Raw genomic sequence first — 16,401 nt, 5'->3', positions numbered from 1 at the left:
CCGCGCGCCCCCCGGCGGGGCGGGGGGGTGCCCCCCGGCGGGGGGGTGCCGCCCCCCCCCCCCCCCACTGCAACGGATGTGGAGGCCCATCGCACCTGTTGGTGCGAAACGCCGCGCGGGGGCGGTCCGCGGATGCATCCTCTGGCACGTGAGACGCAAGCGCGGGCCCGACCGGGCCACCATCCATGCCGCGGCCCGGAACGGCGTGATCACCGCTCGTGCCCTGGTGGCGCTCGGGGTGCCGGAGTCGACGGTGTACCACCGGTGCCGCGACGGCGGGCCGTGGCAGCGGCTCGCGCCCGGCGTCGTGCTGCTGTCCACGGGGCAGCCGACACCCGACCAGCTCGTGATCGCCGCCCTGCTGCACGGCGGCAACGACGCCGTGCTCACCGGTGTGGAGGCGTGCCGCCGGCACCGGATACGGCGCGGCCCGTCGACCGGTGGTTCGCTGCAGCTGCTGGTGCCGCACACGAGACAGGTCCGCAACACCTGGTACCTCCGCGTCGACCGGACGAGGCGGCTGCCGCACCCGGTCCCCCGCGACGGGATCCCGCTCGCACCGGTCCCACGGGCCGTCGCCGACGCGATCCGGCTGCTGCGCTCGGAGCGCGAGATCGCGGAGCTGGTGTCCGACGCCGTGCAGCGCGACCTCTGCACGGTCGCGCAGCTCGTCACCGAGCTCGACGCGGGCGGGCAGCACGGGTCCGCCACGCCGCGGCGGGTCCTGCGGGACGTCCGCGACGGCATCCGCTCGGCAGCCGAGCTGGACGCGAAGAAGCTGTGGCGCCGGTCCGGGCTTCCCGAACCGTGGTGGAACGCCACGGTGTTCGACGCCGCGGGCCGGTTCCTGGGAATTGCCGACGCCTGGTGGGACGACGTCGCCCTGGCCTGGGAGATCAACTCCTACCAGTGGCACCTCGCACCGGAGGACTACGCGCGGGAGCAGGACAAGCGCGCCAGGTTCACGGCGGTCGGCGCGGCGGTGCTCCCGACGATGCCCACCCGCCTGCGCCGGCAGCCCCGAGACGTGCTGGCCGAGCTCGAGGCGTCCTACGCAGCGGCCGCCGCCCGGCCCCGCCCGGCGGTGCGCGCCGAGCGCATCACCCCACCGCCCCCATCGCAGTGGGGTGGCTCTGCTCCGAGGAGTGTGCAGTAAAGCCACCCCACTACACGCCCGGGCACCGCGCCGAGTCGCAGTGGGGTGGCCTCACCCCAGCCCCGCTGCAGTGAAGCCACCCCACTGCAACGGCATGTGGACGAGCTCAGGCGAGCATCGACACGAACATCGCGTGGATGCGCAGGTCGCCGGTCAGCTCCGGGTGGAAGGCCGTCGCCAGCACCGCGCCCTGGCGCACCGCCACCGGCCGGCCCGCCGCCTCGCCCGTGCCGGCGCCGCCGACCGTGCGGTCGGGCACCGTGGCCAGCACCTGCACGTCGTCGCCCGCCTTCTCCACCCAGGGCGCGCGGATGAAGACGGCGCGCACCGGTCCGTCGGGGATGCCGTCGACGTCGAGGTCGGTCTCGAAGGAGTCGACCTGCCGACCGAACGCGTTGCGGCGCACCACCACGTCGAGGCCACCGAGCTGCTGCTGGTCGGGGCGGCCGTCGAGCACCTCGCGGGCCAGCAGGATCATCCCGGCGCACGAGCCGTAGGTGGGCATCCCGGCGGCGATACGCTCGCGCAGGGGGTCGAGCAGGTCGAAGGTGCCCAGCAACCGGCTCATCGTCGTGGACTCCCCGCCCGGCAGCACGACCGCGTCCACCGCCGCGAGCTCGGACGGCCTGCGCACCGGCACCGCCCGCGCCCCGCAGGAGGCCAGCGCCGACAGGTGCTCGCGGACGTCGCCCTGCAGGGCCAGCACACCGATCACGGGAACCACGTCGTCGAGGGTAACCGCCGCACGCACACCCCGACTCGCGCACACGCACACCCCGACTCGCGGGCGCGTCAGGTGGGGGCGACGTCCTTCCTGGCCGTCGCGGCCCGGACCGCCTCGGCCACCGCGGGCGCCACCGTCGCGTCGAACACGCTGGGCACGATGAAGCTCGCGTTCGGCTCGGGCACCACGTCGGCGATGGCCGCGGATGCGGCGAGCAGCATGGCGTCGGTGATGTCGCGGGCCTGCGCGTCGAGCAGCCCGCGGAACACCCCGGGGAAGGCGAGCACGTTGTTGATCTGGTTCGGGTAGTCCGACCGCCCGGTGGCGACCACGGCCGCGTGCTGCAGCGCGATGGCCGGGTCGATCTCGGGATCGGGGTTGGCCAGCGCGAACACGATCGAGTCGGGCGCCATCGAGGCGAGCTCGTCGGCCCCGAACAGGTTGGGCGCCGACACCCCGATGAAGACGTCGGCGTCGACGAGCGCGTCGGCGAGGGAGCCCGTCACCCCCGTCGTGTTGGTCAGCGCGGCGATCGAGGCCAGGTTGGTGTCGAGGCCGGGGCGCGCCGCGTGCACGATCCCGTCGATGTCGACGGCCAGCACCGCACCGGGCGACTGCGAGCCGAGCAGCCGGATGATCGCCGAGCCTGCGGCGCCCACGCCGCAGACGACGATCTTCACGTCGGCGAGCTTCTTGCCGACCACCCGCAGCGCGTTGCGCAGCGCCCCGAGCACGACGACGGCGGTGCCGTGCTGGTCGTCGTGGAAGACCGGGATGTCGAGCATCTCGCGCAGCCGCGCCTCGATCTCGAAGCAGCGCGGGGCGGCGATGTCCTCGAGATTGATGCCGCCGTAGGCCGGGGCGAGGATCTGGACGGTCCGGATGATCTCCTCGGTGTCCTGGGTGTCCAGGCACACCGGCCAGGCGTCGACGCCGGCGAACCGCTTGAACAGCGCGGCCTTGCCCTCCATGACGGGCATCGCGGCGGCCGCGCCGAGGTTGCCCAGACCGAGCACCGCGGACCCGTCGGTGACGACCGCGACGGTGTTGCGCTTGATCGTCAGGCGCCGGGCGTCGGCGGGGTTGGCCGCGATCGCCTGGCAGACGCGGGCGACACCGGGGGTGTAGGCGCGGGAGAGGTCGTCGCGGTTGCGCAGGCTGACCTTGGACTCCACCGACAGCTTCCCGCCCAGGTGCAGCAGGAAGGTCCGGTCCGACACCTTGCGGACCCGCACGCCGGGCAGCGCCTCCAGCGTGGCGGTGATCTCCTGCGCGTGCGCCTCGTTCAGCGCGTTGCAGGAGATGTCGACGACGAGCGTCGCGGTGTGCGCCTCCACGACGTCGAAGGCCGTGACGACTCCGCCGACGCGACCCACCGCCACGGTCAGGTCACCCGCCGCACTGGCGGAGGCCGGGACCTCGACTCGGGCGGTGATCGCGTATCCGGGACCGGGAACTGCCACGCGCGCACCCTACTCGCGGCCCGGACTACGGATCGTTCCGTCGCGGGGGTTGTGAGCCCGGCGGGCCGGGTGTGAGATGGCGCACACGTGAAGTGCAGACATCCACGCAGTGACGCGGAGGTGGTCGGGCATGTCCGTCAAGGCAGCGTCGTCCAGGGCAGCCGCCGGCAGAGCATCCGGCGGGCGGCGCGACCCGGCCCGGCTGCGCAACGTGGTCCTCGTCGGGCCGTCGGGGTCGGGGAAGACCACCCTGGTGGAGGCGCTGCTCGCGCACGCGGAGGTGATCGGCCGCGCCGGCACGGTCACCGACGGCACCACGGTCTGCGACCACGATCCGGCCGCGGTCCGCCAGCAGCGCTCGGTCGCGCTGTCCGTGGCGCCGCTCGTCCACGACGAGACGAAGATCAACCTCATCGACACGCCCGGCTACGGCGACTTCGTCGGCGAGCTGCGCGCCGGGCTGCGCGCCGCCGACGCCGCCCTGTTCGTGGTCCCGGCGGACGCGGCGGGCCGCAACGGCGACGGGGAGGGTGGGATCGACCCCGCCACCGTGGCGCAGTGGGAGGAGTGCGCGGCGGTCGGGATGCCCCGCGCGGTGGTCGTCTCCCGCTGCGACGGTCCGCGCGCCGACCTGGAGGCCACGATCGCCGCCTGCCAGGACTCCTTCGGCGCCGGCGTCGCCCCGCTCTACCTGCCGATCCGGGTGGGCCAGCGGCTCACCGGGATCTACGGCCTGCTCTCGCGCACCCCCGCCGGCAGCGCCCCGCCCGGCGCCCGCGAGGCCCGCGCGGAGCTGATCGAGGGGATCATCGAGCAGTCCGAGGACGAGTCGCTCATGGAGCGCTACCTCGGTGGCGAGGACATCGAGCTCGCCACGCTGATCGACGACCTGGAGACGGCCGTCGCGCGCGGTTCGTTCCACCCGGTGATCCCGGTGTGCTCGATGGGCGGGATCGGCCTCGACGCGCTGCTGGAGGTGCTGGTCGGCGGCTTCCCGTCGCCGCTGGAGCACCCGTTGCCCACCGTGTCGGGCATCGACGGCTCGGCGCGCCCCCCGCTCACGGCCGACCCGGACGGGCCGTTGGCCGCGGAGGTCGTGCGCACCTCCGCCGACGCGTACGTCGGGCGGGTGTCGCTGGTGCGGGTGTTCTCCGGGACGCTGCGGCCCGACTCGGTCGTCCACGTCAGCGGGCACCACGGCGTGGTCCCCGCACAGCGCGGCGACGAGGCCGACGGCGGCCACGACGCCGACGAGCGCCTCGCCCACGTCTACGCCCCGCTGGGCGCCACCCTCGACGAGGTCGACGCGGTGGTCGCGGGCGACATCTGCGCCCTGACGAAGCTGGGTTCGGCCGAGACCGGCGACACCGTCTCCGCCGCCGAGCACCCGCTGCTGCTGTCCTGCTGGGACCTGCCCGAGCCGCTGCTGCCCGTCGCGATCGTCGCGCGGACCCGCGGCGCGGAGGACGCGCTGGTCAAGTCGCTCGGCAAGATCGTCGCGGCGGACCCGGCGCTGCACCTGGAGCGCAGCCCCGAGACCCACCAGACCGTGCTGTGGTGCATGGGCGAGGCGCACGCCGACGTGGTCCTCTCGCGACTGCGGGCGGGCGGCGCCGACGTCGACACCGAGCCGGTGCGGGTGCCGATGCGCGCCACGCTCGCCGCGCCCGCGCGCGTCACGGGCCGCCACGTCAAGCAGAGCGGCGGGCACGGGCAGTACGCGGTGTGTCACGTCGAGTTCGAGCCGCTGCCGCGCGGGTCGGGGTTCGAGTTCGCGTCGAAGGTGGTCGGCGGCGCGGTGCCGACCCAGTTCGTCCCCAGCGTGGAGAAGGGGATCCGTACGCAGCTCGAACGCGGGCTGACCGAGCACCACCACCCGGTCGTCGACGTCCGTGCCACGCTCGTGGACGGCAAGGCGCACAGCGTCGACTCCTCGGACGCCGCGTTCCAGACCGCGGGCGCGCTGGCCGTCCGCGAGGCCGCGCAGGCGTGCGGCACCGTGCTGCTGGAGCCGTACGACGAGGTCACCGTGCGCATCCCGGACGCCCACCTGGGCGCGGTGCTCGGTGACCTGTCCGGGCGGCGCGGCCGCGTGCTCGGCACCGAGGCGGCCGGGCCGGGCCGCACGACGGTGCGCGCCGAGGTGCCGTGCACCGAGCTGCTGCGCTACGCCGTGGACCTGCGCGCGATGACGTCGGGCTCGGCCACGTTCACCCGCCGCTTCGCCCGCTACGACGTGGCGCCGGAGTGACCGGGGCGTGGCTTCGGCCACAGCCCGCACGCGGATCTGCGGGGTAGCGTGCGCGGGTGCGACGTCGCCAGGTGGCCGCCCTGTGGATCGCGATCTTCGTGGTCGCGTTCGGGACGAACGTCCCGACGCCGCTGCTGCTGGTCTACCGCGACCTGCTCGGGCTCTCCTCGGAGGCTCTGACCGGCGCGTTCGGCGTCTACGCCGCCGGGCTGGTGCCCGCGCTGCTGCTCGCCGGGCCCGCATCGGACCGGTTCGGGCGGCGGGCGGTGGTGGTGCCGTTCGTGGTGCTGTCGATCGTCACGTCCCTGCTGTTCCTGGGGGCGTCGAGCTCGGTGCTGGTGCTGTTCCTGGGCCGGTTCCTGCAGGGCGCGGTGTCGGGCGTGGTGTTCAGCGTGGGAACCGCCTGGCTCGGTGAGCTGGACGGGGACCCGGCCCGCTCCGCACGCTGGACCACCGCCGCGCTCGGCGGCGGATGGGCGATCGGCCCGCTGGTGTCCGGGCTGATGGCGCAGTGGCTGCCGCTACCCACCGTGCTCCCCTACCTCGTGCACGTCGCGCTGATGCTGGTCGGACTCGCGCTGCTCCCCCGGGTGCCCGAGACGCTCGCCCCGGCGGACCGCCGCGCCGGGCTTGCCCCACCCACCCCGGGCCTCCTCCGTCGGCCCTTCCGTCCCCAGCAGTGGATCAACCTCGGCGTGCCGCGGGGCGCCCGCATCCCGTTCCTGGTCGTGGTGGCCCCGGTGGCGATCGGGGTGTTCACGTTCCCGTCCACCGCGGTCACGGTGCTGCCGCTGCTGCTCACGCCGTCGATGCCGCAGATCGCGGTGGCGATCACCGGGCTGGTGGCCGGGGTGACGCTGCTGACCGGCGTGTTCGCGCAGCCGCTCGGGCGGCGCCTGGGGTACGTCACCGCCGGGCCGACGGGGCTGGCCGTCGGCGCAGCCGGGTTCGGGCTCAGCCTGCTGGGGGTGGCGAGCGGCGCGTGGCCGCTGCTGGTGCCGGTCGCGCTGCTGCTCGGCGTCGGCTACGGGCTGTGTCTGGCCGCCGGGCTGACGATGGTCGGCGAGCTCGCCTCCCCCACCGCCCGCGGTGCCCTGACCGGCACCTTCTACGCCTGCGCCTACCTCGGGTTCGGGGTGCCGCTGCTGCTCTCGGTCGCCGGCGGTGACGCCGGGTTCACCGGGCCGCTGGCCGGGCTCGCGGTGGTGATCGCGGTCTACGCGGCGGTGCTCGCCCTGCCCGCGGCGCGCCGGCTGGTCAGCGGGTCGCCCGCGCGCGTGTCGCAGCCCGGTGCGACGTGACCGCGACCCCGGCGATCGTGCGGGCCATCACCGCGAACACGAAGTCGTGCAGCGGCAGCTGCGCGTACCAGTAGGCGCGGCCCGCGAGACCGTCCGGCCGGAACGTCACCCGCTGCACGTAGCGGCTGGTCGTGGCGTCGACGGGCTCGACCCGCAGCTCCAGGCACACGGTGCCGGGCAGCTTGGTCTCCGCGCGCAGCCGCAGGGACCGGCCGGGCTCGACGGCCTCGATGCGCCACCAGTCCAGCGCGGCGCCGGGTTCCAGCCGATCGGGTTTGGTGCGCCGGGCCCCGACGCCGCCGAACAACCGGTCGATCCCGCCGCGCAGCGCCCACGCACCGGGCACCGTGTACCAGCCGGTGTCGCCGCCGATGTCGCTGACGACCTCCCAGAGCGCCGCGGCGGGCGCCGCGACGTCCTCGACGTGCTCGCCGACCAGCACCGGGGCCCGCGGGTCGGTGACCGCGCGCCCGGCGGCCCCCTCCTCGGCGAGCGCGCGGCGCACCGCCTCGGCGTAGGTGGTGGCGCCGCCGGGGGGCGGGCCCGCGGGCGGGTCGTCGCGGCAGACGAGGTCGTGGGCCATGGACTCCAGCAGCGGGCCCGCGAGGTGCCGGTCGACGGGCGTGAGCGCCTGCACCGCGCGGGCCGTCAGCTTGGGCGCCGAGAGCGGCACCGGGATCGCCACCGGGTGCGGGTGCCCCGCGGCCTGCGCGAACCCGGTCATCAGCCCGAGGTAGGTGAGGACGTCGGCGCCGCCGATGTCGTAGGTGCGGTTGGCGTGGGGCGGCAGGTCCAGGCAGGCGACCAGGTGGAACAGCACGTCGTCGATGCCGATGGGCTGTACGGCGTTCCACGCCCGGTCGGGCAGCGGCAGCACCGGCGACACCGTGGCGAGGTGTCGGATCATCTCGAAGCTGGCGGACCCGGCGCCGACGACGATCCCGGCCTGCAGCACCGCCGCCGGCACGGGGCCGGCCAGCAGCGCGTCACCGGTCTCCCGGCGCGACGCCAGGTGCGCCGAGTTCCGCTGCCCGTCGGGCTGCAGCCCGCCGAGGTAGACCACCCGCCGCACCCCGGCGTCGGCCGCCGCCGTGGCGAGGTGCTCGGCGGCGTACCGGTCGCGGGCGGCGTAGCCCGGGCCGTCCATGGAGTGCACGAGGTAGAACACCGCCTCGACGCCCTCGCACGCCGGCCGCGCGGCCACGGCGACGTCGCCGACGACGCGCTCGACCGCACCCGCGAACGGCAGCCGGTCGAGCTTCGCCCCGTCGCGGACGAGCACGCGGACCTCGTGGCCCTCGGCGAGCAGCCGGGGCACGAGCCGGGCGCCGACGTAGCCGGTCGCCCCGATCACCAGACAGTGCACCCGACCAGCCTCGCGCACGCCGGCGGTCACGGCATCCCGAGGTACCGCAGTCCCGCGGTCGTGGCGGCGGCCAGCACCACGACCAGTAGGAACGGCACGCGGCGCCACGCCGCCACCACCCCCACCGCGACGCCGACCGTGCGCGCCCATCCGGCGAACCCGCCGCCCTCGGTGAGCCACGCCGTCGCCGCCAGCGCGACGAGCAGCGCGGTTGCGCCCAGATCGATGCGGTCCGCGACCCACTCGGACATGCGGAGGCGGTCGCCGAGCACCAGCCCGGCGAGGCGGGTGAGGTAGATGCCGGCGGCGAGGACGAGCACCGCGGTCCAGGTCATCGCACTCCCCCGCCGTCCGCGCTCGGTGATGCCTGGACGCGCCGCCCGCTCACCGCCGGTCACCGCGGCGACCGGCGGCCGCCACCCCGAGCAGCCCGGTCAGGACCGGCAGGCCGGCCGGCAGCAGCGGTGTCGTCGCCAGCGCGACGGCGGCCCCCGCCGCCCCGACCCGCCGGGCACGGCCCCCGCTGCGCAGCGCCGGGAACAGCAGCGCGACCAGCGCGGCCGGGAACGCCGCGTCGATCCCGAACGCGTTCGTGTCCGGCACGGCCGACCCGGCCAGCACCCCGACCACGGTGCCCGCCGTCCAGAACGTGACCAGGGAGATCCCGCAGGCCCAGTACGCGGCCCGGCCGCGCCGCCCCGGCCCGCGGGCCCGGGAGAACGCCACCACCTCGTCGATCAGCAGGTGCGCCCCGAACAGCCGCTCGGGCCACGACCGGCCGACGACCGGCGCCATGGCGAGCCCGTAGGGCAGGTGCCGGGCACCGAGCAGCAACCCGCCGACCACTGCGGGCAGCAGGCCGCCGCCGGCCGCCACGACGCTGACGGCGAGGAACTGCGATCCGCCCGACAGCACGAGCAGCGACATCGCGACGGCCATCGGCAACGACACCCCGACGGCCGCCGCGAGCGCCCCGAACGACGCCCCCACGACACCGACGGCCGCGGTGAGCGCGACGACGTCGCGGACGTCGTCGCGGGTGAGTGTTCGACATAACGAACGCATGGTCCCCTACACTGAACACCGCGAGTGCGTTCGTCAAGCCGAACAGGGAGACCGATGGAACGAACAGAACCGCTGGCCGTCATCGCCGCGGCCGTCCGCCGCGAGCGCGAGCGGCTCGGGATCTCCCTCGCGGAGCTGGCCCGGCGGGCCGGGATCGCGAAGTCGACGCTCTCGCAGCTGGAGTCCGGGGCGGGGAACCCCAGCGTGGAGACGCTCTGGGCGCTGGCCGTGGAGCTCGACGTTCCGTTCAGTCGGCTGGTGGACCCGCAGGTCGCGCCGGTCCGGGTGATCCGCGCGGGCGAGTCGCTCACGCTGGCCTCGGAGCACGCCCCGTTCACCGGCACGCTGCTCGCGGCGTGCCCGCCCGGCGCCCGACGCGACCTGCACGTCATCACGGCGGAGCCGGGCGCCGCGCGCGAGGCGCACGGGCACATCCCCGGCACCACCGAGCACCTGCTGGTCACGGCGGGCCGGTGGCGGACCGGGCCGCTGGGCGGGGAGGTGGAGCTGGGCGTCGGCGACTACGCCCGCTTCCCCGGTGACCGCCCGCACTGCTACCAGGCCCTGGAGCCCGGCACGGCCGCGGTGCTCGTGATGGAGTACGTCTGAGTTCCCGCTCGAACGGAACGTGGTTGCTGTTCGAGCGCCCGCGAACAGCAATGCGGTTCCGTTCGAGCGGGACGGGCCCGTGATGCGGGCCGGGGCTCAGCCCTGTCGGACCGCGGCGGGCACGAGGCCGGCGCGGGCCGGGGCGTCGGGCCCGCCCTCGCTCAGGCGCTGCGCGGGCACTCCCTCGCTGTCGCCGCCACCGGCTCCCCGGTCCTTGTCCCGTTCACCGTCGCCGCGGTCACCGTCGCCCTGGTCGCCGTCGCCCTGGTCACCGTCGTCCCCGCTGGTGTCGCGGTCGCCGGCGTCACCGTCGGGGTCGTCGGCCGCCGGCGCGGCGGCGCCGGGCTCCTCGCCCGCGGCCGGGTCGTCCGCGACGGGCGCGGGGGCGTCGACCGCGTACTCGCGCACCCACTCGACCTGCATCGACGACTCCTGCACCTCCGCGTCGCCGGTCGGGAACCAGTCCAGCTGCACGCACAGGTGCATCGGGCCCCGGGGGAGCAGGTCGGGGTCGTCGACGGTCCACCACTCGACCCCGTCGAGGTAGGTGGTGATCGACGTCGGGGTCCACTCGACGGCCCAGTTGTGCCACTGCGTGGCGTCCACGGCCACCTCGCCCATCTCCGGTGCGTCCGCGCGCCCGCTGTGCAGGAACGCGTTGGCGGTCTGCCGTGTGGGGTCGAGCATCTCCATGAAGTCGACCTCGCTGCCGGCCGCGGTCTCGTCGTCGGGCCACAGCAGCAGGAGCGCGTTGTAGGACGGGTCGCTCGCCGGCGTCCGCACGCGGGCCTCCCAGCGCCCGTACATCTGCCCGGGGCCCCAGGCCATGCCACCGGTGGCGCCCTCGGCATCCCCGGTGATGGTCAGGACGCCGTCCTCGGTGGTCAGGGCGTCGGCGGTGCGGGTGCCCTGCCCGTCGTAGCCGGTCCCGCCGTAGACCTCCCAGGCCGGGTCGAGCGGGCCGTCGAAGTCGTCCTCGCGGGCGGGAGCGCCCCACTCGAGAGCGGCGGCCGCGGTCTGCTCGGCCGCGCAGGGGTCGTCGGCCGGCAGGTCGGCGTCGGGGACATCTCCCGCCGAGTCGTCACCCGCAGGCTCGTCACCCGCGGGCTCGTCACCCATCGGCTCGTCGTCCGCAGGCGCGTCATCCGCGGGCTCGTCGTCCGCGGGCTCGTCGTCCACGGGCTCGTCACCCACCGGCTCGTCGCCCACCGGCTCGGGCTCCTCGCCGGACGGGTCGTCCTGTGCGCGGGCGCCGGGCACGAGGCCGGGCCGCTCCACCTCCGCGCCGGCCTCGGCGGGCGCGCAGTCCGCCGGCACCGGCGGTTGGGCGAACGCCACCATGGAGCCGGTCAGCAGGGCCAGCGCCACAAGGCCCCCCACCGTGACCTGTCGCCTCATGCGTCTCTCCCATCACTTCGATCGCACAGAGCACTCACGTCACATGCTCGGACGCGGTGGACCCTAAGCGCGATCCGTGACCCCTCCCGTCCCGTTCACACCATCGGGCCGGATGATCCACCCGCAGAGGGACACCGAACGTGATCGACGCCCGACCCGATCACGATGATCGGGCGGGCGCCGGCGACGAACGGTCCGAGCGGATCCGGACGGGTGACGCGACTACCAGCCGCGGCCTGCGTAGCGCTGCGACTCGGGCAGGTCGTCGACGTTGATGCCCACCATCGCCTCGCCGAGCCCGCGCGACACCTTCGCGATGACGTCCGGGTCGTCGAAGAACGTGGTGGCCTTGACGATCGCCTCGGCACGCTGGGCCGGATCGCCGGACTTGAAGATCCCCGATCCGACGAAGACGCCCTGCGCGCCGAGCTGCATCATCATCGCGGCGTCGGCCGGGGTGGCGATGCCGCCCGCGGTGAACAGCACGACCGGCAGCGAACCCGCGCGCGCCACCTCACGCACGAGGTCGACCGGCGCCCGCAGCTCCTTGGCGGCGACCCACAGCTCGGGCTCGTCGAGCGCGGCGAGCTTGCGGATCTCCGAGCGGATCGAGCGCATGTGCCGGGTGGCCTCGACGACGTTGCCGGTGCCGGCCTCGCCCTTGGAACGGATCATGGCCGCGCCCTCGGAGATGCGCCGCAGCGCCTCGCCGAGGTTGGTGGCGCCGCACACGAACGGCACGGTGAACGCCCACTTGTCGATGTGGTGGGCCTCGTCGGCCGGGGTGAGCACCTCCGACTCGTCGATGTAGTCGACGCCGAGGCTCTGCAGCACCTGCGCCTCGACGAAGTGCCCGATGCGGGCTTTCGCCATCACCGGGATCGAGACCGCGTCGACGATGCCGGAGATCATGTCCGGGTCGCTCATCCGCGCGACGCCACCCTGGGCGCGGATGTCGGCGGGCACCCGCTCCAGCGCCATGACGGCGACGGCCCCGGCGTCCTCGGCGATCTTCGCCTGCGCGGCGTCGACCACGTCCATGATCACGCCACCCTTGAGCATCTCGGCCATCCCGCGCTTGACGCGGGCGGTGCCCAGCTCGGCTGTAGCGGCGGGTGTGGGCTGCTCGGGCGACGACACGGTGAAGACGACCTCTCATCTGGCGGTCCGGCGGACAGCCGATCCTACGTCAGCGCAGGCCGCTGCCGGCCCGGTCGCGGCGCGCATCACCACGGCCGGGTCGGCGATCTCGAAGTACGACGGGAGCGGCGCGGTGCCGTGCAGCCGCAGCCAGCGGACCAGCCGGCGGGCGCGCAGGCCCCGGGTGTCGCGCACGGCGTCGTGGTAGACGTGACGGCCGAGGACGACGAGCCGCTCGGCATCGGTCAGCTCGGCCCGCAGCGCAGGCGGGAGAGCCGTCCGGTCGAGCTCGGCGAGCCGGTGACCGAGCGCGTTCTCCGCCGCCTCCCGTTCCGCGCCCATGCCGTGGACGCCGACGGCAGCGTGCACGGCGGGCCCCAGCGCGCCGGCCCGGACATGATCGTGGAACGGGGACCCGGCCCCCGAGCGCTCCCGTTCCACGATCATGTGGGCCACCTCGGTACGTCGACGCAGCGCCGCATCCAGGCCGTCGCGGGCGGCGTCGGTCCGGATGTGCAGTCGGTGCAGCCGCCGCACCCGGTTCGCGCACCGCAGCACCACGGCCAGCACACCCACCACCGTCACGCCGACGGCCAGTACGGGCCCGGTCAGCACCGCCCACCGCCCCGCGGCACGCCCGCCGTCCACCCCGCACCGCGCTCGGCAGCGGCGCGGACCCGTGGAGCGGGCACGGACAGCCCCCCGCGTCGTGCGGGGCGTGGGCCCGGGACGGCGGCCTGCGCGGCCCGGTAGACCTGCACCACCGCGTCCGCCACCACCGGCCAGTCCAGTGCCGCCACGCGCTCCCGGCCCGCCGCGGTGAGGGCCGCCCGGCGGGTGGGGTCGTCGAGCAGCGCGGCCAGCTCCCGGGCCAGGGCAGGAGCGTCGCCCACCGGGAACAGCGTGCCGGCCGGGCCGAGCACCTCGCGGAAGGCGGCGAGGTCGCTGGCGAGCACCGGCGCCCCGGCGGCCATGGCCTCGGTGAGCACCATGCCGTAGCTCTCGCCGCCCAGGTTGGGTGCGCACAGCACCCGCACCGACCGCAGCGCCGCGGCCTTGCCGTCGTCGTCGACGGGGCCGAGCAGGTCGAGCCGGTCCGCGACCGGCCCGGCCGCGCGCCGCAGCGCTCCCGCGTCGCCGCGCCCGACGACCAGTACCCGCAGGTCGGGGCGCCGCGGTGCGAGGAGCGCGACGGCGTCGAGCAGCACGCCCATGCCCTTGCGCGGCTCGTCGAACCGGCCCACGAACCCGACGGTCTCCCCCGCCACCGGTCGCGCCGGGCCGCGGGCGTACCGCGCGACGTCCACGCCGTTGGGGATCTCGACGGCGTCCCCGCCCAGGTGGCGCACCTGCACGCTGCGCGCCGTCGCCGACACCGCGATCCGGGCCGTCACCCTCTCCATGAGCGGCGTGAGGGTCCCGCCGAGCGCACGCAGCGCCCGGGACCGCTCGGTGGCCGTGTGGAAGGTCACCACGATCGGGCCGGTGTGCATCGGGGGCCGGGCGGCGAGCAACGCCAGCACCGGGAGGCTGACGGTGGTGGGCTCGTGCAGGTGCAGCACGTCGAACTCGTGGTCGGCGAGCCAGCGCCGCACCCGTGCGTACGAGGCGGGCCCGAACCGGACGCGGGCCACCGAGCCGTTGTAGGGCACGCCCAGCGCCCGCCCGGCCGGGGTGACGAAACCCGGGACGGGGGTCCCGGGCGCGGCCGGCGCGAGGACGTCGACGTCGTGGCCCTGCGCGAGCAGCGCGCGGGCGAGGTCGAGCACGTGCGCCTGCACCCCGCCCGCGACGTCGAGCGAGTAGGGGCAGACGATCCCGATCCTCATCGGCGGTCCGCGTTCCAGACGGGCTGCAGCATGTGCCAGTCGGCCGGTACCCGGGCCAGCATGCCGGCGAGGGCGTCGGCGATCCCCTGTGTGGCCTTCGCGGTGGCGGCGCGGTCGGGCACCGGCACCGGGTCGGCGATGTCGAGCGCCCAGCCGTCCGGGGTGAAGGAGGGCACCGCCGGGAGCAGCAGCGCCCCGGTCGTCGCGGCCAGCCGGGCCGCGCCGCCGGGCAGCCGCGCGGGCTCGCCGCACAGCGTGACGTCGACGCCGGAGCTGCTCAGGTCCAGGTCGGACACCAGGCAGACGACCCCGCCGCCGCGCAGCCGCCGCGTCAACGCCCGGTAGGCGTCGGACCCGTCCTCGGCCGCGACCACCTCGAACCCGAGCGAGGAGCGGTAGGCGACGAACCGCCGGTAGAGCGACTCCGGACGCAGCCGCGCCGCGACCGTGGTGAAGCCCGGCTCCCGCCCGAGCGCGCGCAGCGTCTCCACCAGCCACACCCCGGCCACGTCCCAGTTGCCGCTGTGGGCGAGCGCGAAGATCACACCGCGGCCCTGCGCCTGCGCGTCGAGGAAGGGCTGCGCGCCACGGACGTGCGGATCCATGCGCCGGTGCAGCTCGGCCGGGTCCATCGCGGGCAGCCGGAACACCTCGCACCAGTAGCGGGCGTAGCTGCGCAGGCCCTCGCGGACCAGCACGTCGAGGTCGGCGTCCGGGGCGAGGCGGGCGAGGTTGGCCCGCAGCCGGCGGGGCCCCGCGCCGTCGCGGCGGGCGGCCCGGTCGGCGCCGCGACGGAACAGGTCGTGGGCGACGCGGGGCGGCAGCGCGCGCACGACGCGCCAACCGGTGGCGTAGGCGACGTCGACGAGCCGCTCCCGCACCGCTGTCCCGGGCGCCGCGCTCACGCCGCGGCCCGGGCGCTGCGGTGCACCGCGACCAGCCGCTGCCCGAACGTCCACAGCGACGCCGCGGCGAGCAGCCACAGCGCCACGGCCAGCGCGTAGGGCACGCCGAGCCCTTCGAGCCCGGTGCCGACGAGCGCCAGGATTAGCCGCTCGGCCCGCTCCACGAGCCCGCCGTCGGCGGAGAGGCCGGCGCCCTCGGCTCGGGCCTTGACGTAGGAGACCAGCGACCCGGCCACCAGGCAGATCAACGCCGCCACCCCGACGAGCCGCTGCTCGCCGACCCCGAGGGCCCACCAGGTCAGCGCAGCGAACAGGGCACCGTCGGCGAGGCGGTCGCAGGTGGAATCGAGCACCGCGCCGAAGGGGGTGCCGTGGCCGCGCGCGCGGGCCATCGCGCCGTCGACCAGGTCGAACAGCACGAACACCGTGACGACGACGGTGGCGGTGAACAGCTCGCCGCGCGGGAGGAACCAGACCGCGGCGGCGACCGAGCCCAGGGTGCCGAGCACGGTGACCGCGTCGGGCGAGATGCCGCGCTCGACCAGCCAGCGTCCCAGCGGTTCGGTGACGCGGTTGACGTGCACGCGGGCGAAGACGTTGAGCACGGCGCTCCTGCCGGTCGTTCCAGGGGACCAGCCTATCGGCGGCTCGTCACGCGGGCGGCGACCAGGCCGAGGCGAGCAGGTCGCGGGTCTCGGTGAGCAGCTGCGGGATGACCTTCGTCTGGCCCACGACCGCGATGAAGTTCGCGTCGCCACCCCACCGGGGCACGACGTGCTGGTGCAGGTGGTCGGCCAGCGAGCCGCCCGCCACCGTGCCGAGGTTCATGCCGACGTTGAACGCGTGCGGCGCGGCCACGCGCTTCATCGCCCGCACGGCCTCCTGGGTGAAGGCGACGAGCTCCCCGGCCTCGATGGTGGTCAGGTCCTCCAGCTCGGCGACGTGCCGGTAGGGCAGCACCATCAGGTGCCCCGGGTTGTAGGGGTGCAGGTTGAGCACCGCGTACACCGTCTCCCCGCGGGCGACCACCAGCCCCTCGGAGTCGGTCATCGCGGGGATCCGGCAGAACGGGCAGCCCTCCGCGCCCGCCTCCTTGATGTAGGCCATGCGGTGCGGCGTCCAGAGCCTGCGGAAGCCGTCGGGCGTACCGATGCCGTCGCGGGGCTCCAGCTCCGGATCGTCGGCGTCGGCCAT

16 protein-coding genes are annotated in these 16,401 nt (G+C 75.3%); 4 read left to right on the top strand and 12 right to left on the bottom strand.

Annotated features, from left to right (window positions below):
* Positions 1–148 precede the first annotated feature (148 nt).
* Positions 149–1,156, top strand: coding sequence for a hypothetical protein (locus Q1K26_RS14110; RefSeq protein ID WP_300011867.1), 1,008 nt, complete (start codon positions 149–151; stop codon positions 1,154–1,156).
* 106 nt (positions 1,157–1,262) lie between these two features.
* On the opposite strand, the gene pdxT is transcribed toward Q1K26_RS14110, so the two are convergent.
* The gene (gene pdxT / locus Q1K26_RS14105) at positions 1,263–1,880 is read right to left on the bottom strand and encodes a pyridoxal 5'-phosphate synthase glutaminase subunit PdxT (protein WP_300011864.1); all 618 of its coding nucleotides are present in this window, start codon (positions 1,878–1,880) and stop codon (positions 1,263–1,265) included.
* 68 nt (positions 1,881–1,948) lie between these two features.
* On the bottom strand, positions 1,949–3,343 hold the full coding sequence (locus Q1K26_RS14100; protein ID WP_300011861.1) for an NAD-dependent malic enzyme: 1,395 nt from the start codon (positions 3,341–3,343) through the stop codon (positions 1,949–1,951).
* Between the two features lie 130 nt (positions 3,344–3,473).
* Here Q1K26_RS14100 and Q1K26_RS14095 point away from each other — a divergent pair, with 130 nt between their 5' ends.
* Complete coding sequence (locus Q1K26_RS14095) at positions 3,474–5,594, top strand: elongation factor G-like protein EF-G2 (protein WP_300011858.1); 2,121 nt, start codon at positions 3,474–3,476, stop codon at positions 5,592–5,594.
* A gap of 56 nt (positions 5,595–5,650) precedes the next feature.
* The gene (locus tag Q1K26_RS14090) at positions 5,651–6,895 is read left to right on the top strand and encodes an MFS transporter (RefSeq protein WP_300011856.1); all 1,245 of its coding nucleotides are present in this window, start codon (positions 5,651–5,653) and stop codon (positions 6,893–6,895) included.
* Here Q1K26_RS14090 and Q1K26_RS14085 read toward each other — a convergent pair.
* Genes Q1K26_RS14085 through Q1K26_RS14075 form a run of 3 tightly spaced genes read right to left on the bottom strand, consistent with a single transcriptional unit; the run spans position 6,852 to position 9,326 of the window.
* Positions 6,852–8,291 carry an SDR family oxidoreductase gene (locus Q1K26_RS14085; RefSeq protein WP_300011853.1) on the bottom strand — a complete coding sequence of 480 codons (1,440 nt, stop codon included), beginning with the start codon at positions 8,289–8,291 and terminating at the stop codon, positions 6,852–6,854. The genes Q1K26_RS14090 and Q1K26_RS14085 overlap by 44 nt on opposite strands.
* Positions 8,288–8,596 carry an AzlD domain-containing protein gene (locus Q1K26_RS14080; RefSeq protein ID WP_300011850.1) on the bottom strand — a complete coding sequence of 103 codons (309 nt, stop codon included), beginning with the start codon at positions 8,594–8,596 and terminating at the stop codon, positions 8,288–8,290. Before Q1K26_RS14080 ends, Q1K26_RS14085 begins: the two co-directional genes overlap by 4 nt.
* A gap of 49 nt (positions 8,597–8,645) precedes the next feature.
* Entirely contained in the window at positions 8,646–9,326 is a 681-nt protein-coding gene (locus tag Q1K26_RS14075) for an AzlC family ABC transporter permease (RefSeq protein ID WP_300011847.1), read from the bottom strand.
* Between the two features lie 54 nt (positions 9,327–9,380).
* On the opposite strand from Q1K26_RS14075, the gene Q1K26_RS14070 reads away from it, so the two are divergent.
* Entirely contained in the window at positions 9,381–9,935 is a 555-nt protein-coding gene (locus tag Q1K26_RS14070; RefSeq protein WP_300011844.1) for an XRE family transcriptional regulator, read from the top strand.
* Positions 9,936–10,031: 96 nt separating this feature from the next.
* On the opposite strand, the gene Q1K26_RS14065 is transcribed toward Q1K26_RS14070, so the two are convergent.
* The 7 genes from Q1K26_RS14065 to Q1K26_RS14035 all read right to left on the bottom strand — a co-directional run bounded on the left by Q1K26_RS14065 (position 10,032) and on the right by Q1K26_RS14035 (position 16,401).
* Positions 10,032–11,333 (bottom strand): family 16 glycosylhydrolase, encoded by a 1,302-nt coding sequence (locus Q1K26_RS14065; RefSeq protein ID WP_300011841.1) that lies wholly within the window; start codon positions 11,331–11,333, stop codon positions 10,032–10,034.
* A gap of 222 nt (positions 11,334–11,555) precedes the next feature.
* A complete protein-coding gene (gene pdxS, locus Q1K26_RS14060; RefSeq protein WP_300011838.1) occupies positions 11,556–12,473 on the bottom strand; it encodes a pyridoxal 5'-phosphate synthase lyase subunit PdxS in 918 nt (305 codons plus the stop codon).
* Positions 12,474–12,488: 15 nt separating this feature from the next.
* On the bottom strand, positions 12,489–13,088 hold the full coding sequence (locus tag Q1K26_RS14055) for an NUDIX hydrolase (protein ID WP_300011835.1): 600 nt from the start codon (positions 13,086–13,088) through the stop codon (positions 12,489–12,491).
* The gene (locus tag Q1K26_RS14050; RefSeq protein ID WP_300011832.1) at positions 13,082–14,302 is read right to left on the bottom strand and encodes a glycosyltransferase family 4 protein; all 1,221 of its coding nucleotides are present in this window, start codon (positions 14,300–14,302) and stop codon (positions 13,082–13,084) included. Before Q1K26_RS14050 ends, Q1K26_RS14055 begins: the two co-directional genes overlap by 7 nt.
* Complete coding sequence (locus tag Q1K26_RS14045) at positions 14,299–15,207, bottom strand: phosphatidylinositol mannoside acyltransferase (RefSeq protein ID WP_300011829.1); 909 nt, start codon at positions 15,205–15,207, stop codon at positions 14,299–14,301. The genes Q1K26_RS14050 and Q1K26_RS14045 overlap by 4 nt, the downstream gene beginning before the upstream one ends.
* The gene (gene pgsA / locus Q1K26_RS14040; RefSeq protein WP_300011826.1) at positions 15,204–15,812 is read right to left on the bottom strand and encodes a phosphatidylinositol phosphate synthase; all 609 of its coding nucleotides are present in this window, start codon (positions 15,810–15,812) and stop codon (positions 15,204–15,206) included. Before pgsA ends, Q1K26_RS14045 begins: the two co-directional genes overlap by 4 nt.
* A gap of 46 nt (positions 15,813–15,858) precedes the next feature.
* A complete protein-coding gene (locus Q1K26_RS14035; protein ID WP_300011823.1) occupies positions 15,859–16,401 on the bottom strand; it encodes an HIT domain-containing protein in 543 nt (180 codons plus the stop codon).

The sequence above is a fragment of the Pseudonocardia sp. genome, assembly GCF_029263155.1.
Taxonomy (GTDB): domain Bacteria; phylum Actinomycetota; class Actinomycetes; order Mycobacteriales; family Pseudonocardiaceae; genus Pseudonocardia.
The sequence above is the reverse complement of the archived record's forward strand: the minus strand, read 5'-3'. Positions and strand labels throughout refer to the sequence as shown.

What these genes read in the sequence shown, in the direction of transcription:
- Q1K26_RS14035 (WP_300011823.1), bottom strand. Translation starts at nt 16,401, where the DNA reads ATGGCCGACGCCGACGATCCGGAGCTGGAGCCCCGCGACGGCATCGGT.
- Q1K26_RS14080 (WP_300011850.1), bottom strand. Translation starts at nt 8,596, where the DNA reads ATGACCTGGACCGCGGTGCTCGTCCTCGCCGCCGGCATCTACCTCACC.
- Q1K26_RS14075 (WP_300011847.1), bottom strand. Translation starts at nt 9,326, where the DNA reads ATGCGTTCGTTATGTCGAACACTCACCCGCGACGACGTCCGCGACGTC.
- Q1K26_RS14095 (WP_300011858.1), top strand. Translation starts at nt 3,474, where the DNA reads ATGTCCGTCAAGGCAGCGTCGTCCAGGGCAGCCGCCGGCAGAGCATCC.
- Q1K26_RS14065 (WP_300011841.1), bottom strand. Translation starts at nt 11,333, where the DNA reads ATGAGGCGACAGGTCACGGTGGGGGGCCTTGTGGCGCTGGCCCTGCTG.
- Q1K26_RS14070 (WP_300011844.1), top strand. Translation starts at nt 9,381, where the DNA reads ATGGAACGAACAGAACCGCTGGCCGTCATCGCCGCGGCCGTCCGCCGC.
- Q1K26_RS14050 (WP_300011832.1), bottom strand. Translation starts at nt 14,302, where the DNA reads ATGAGGATCGGGATCGTCTGCCCCTACTCGCTCGACGTCGCGGGCGGG.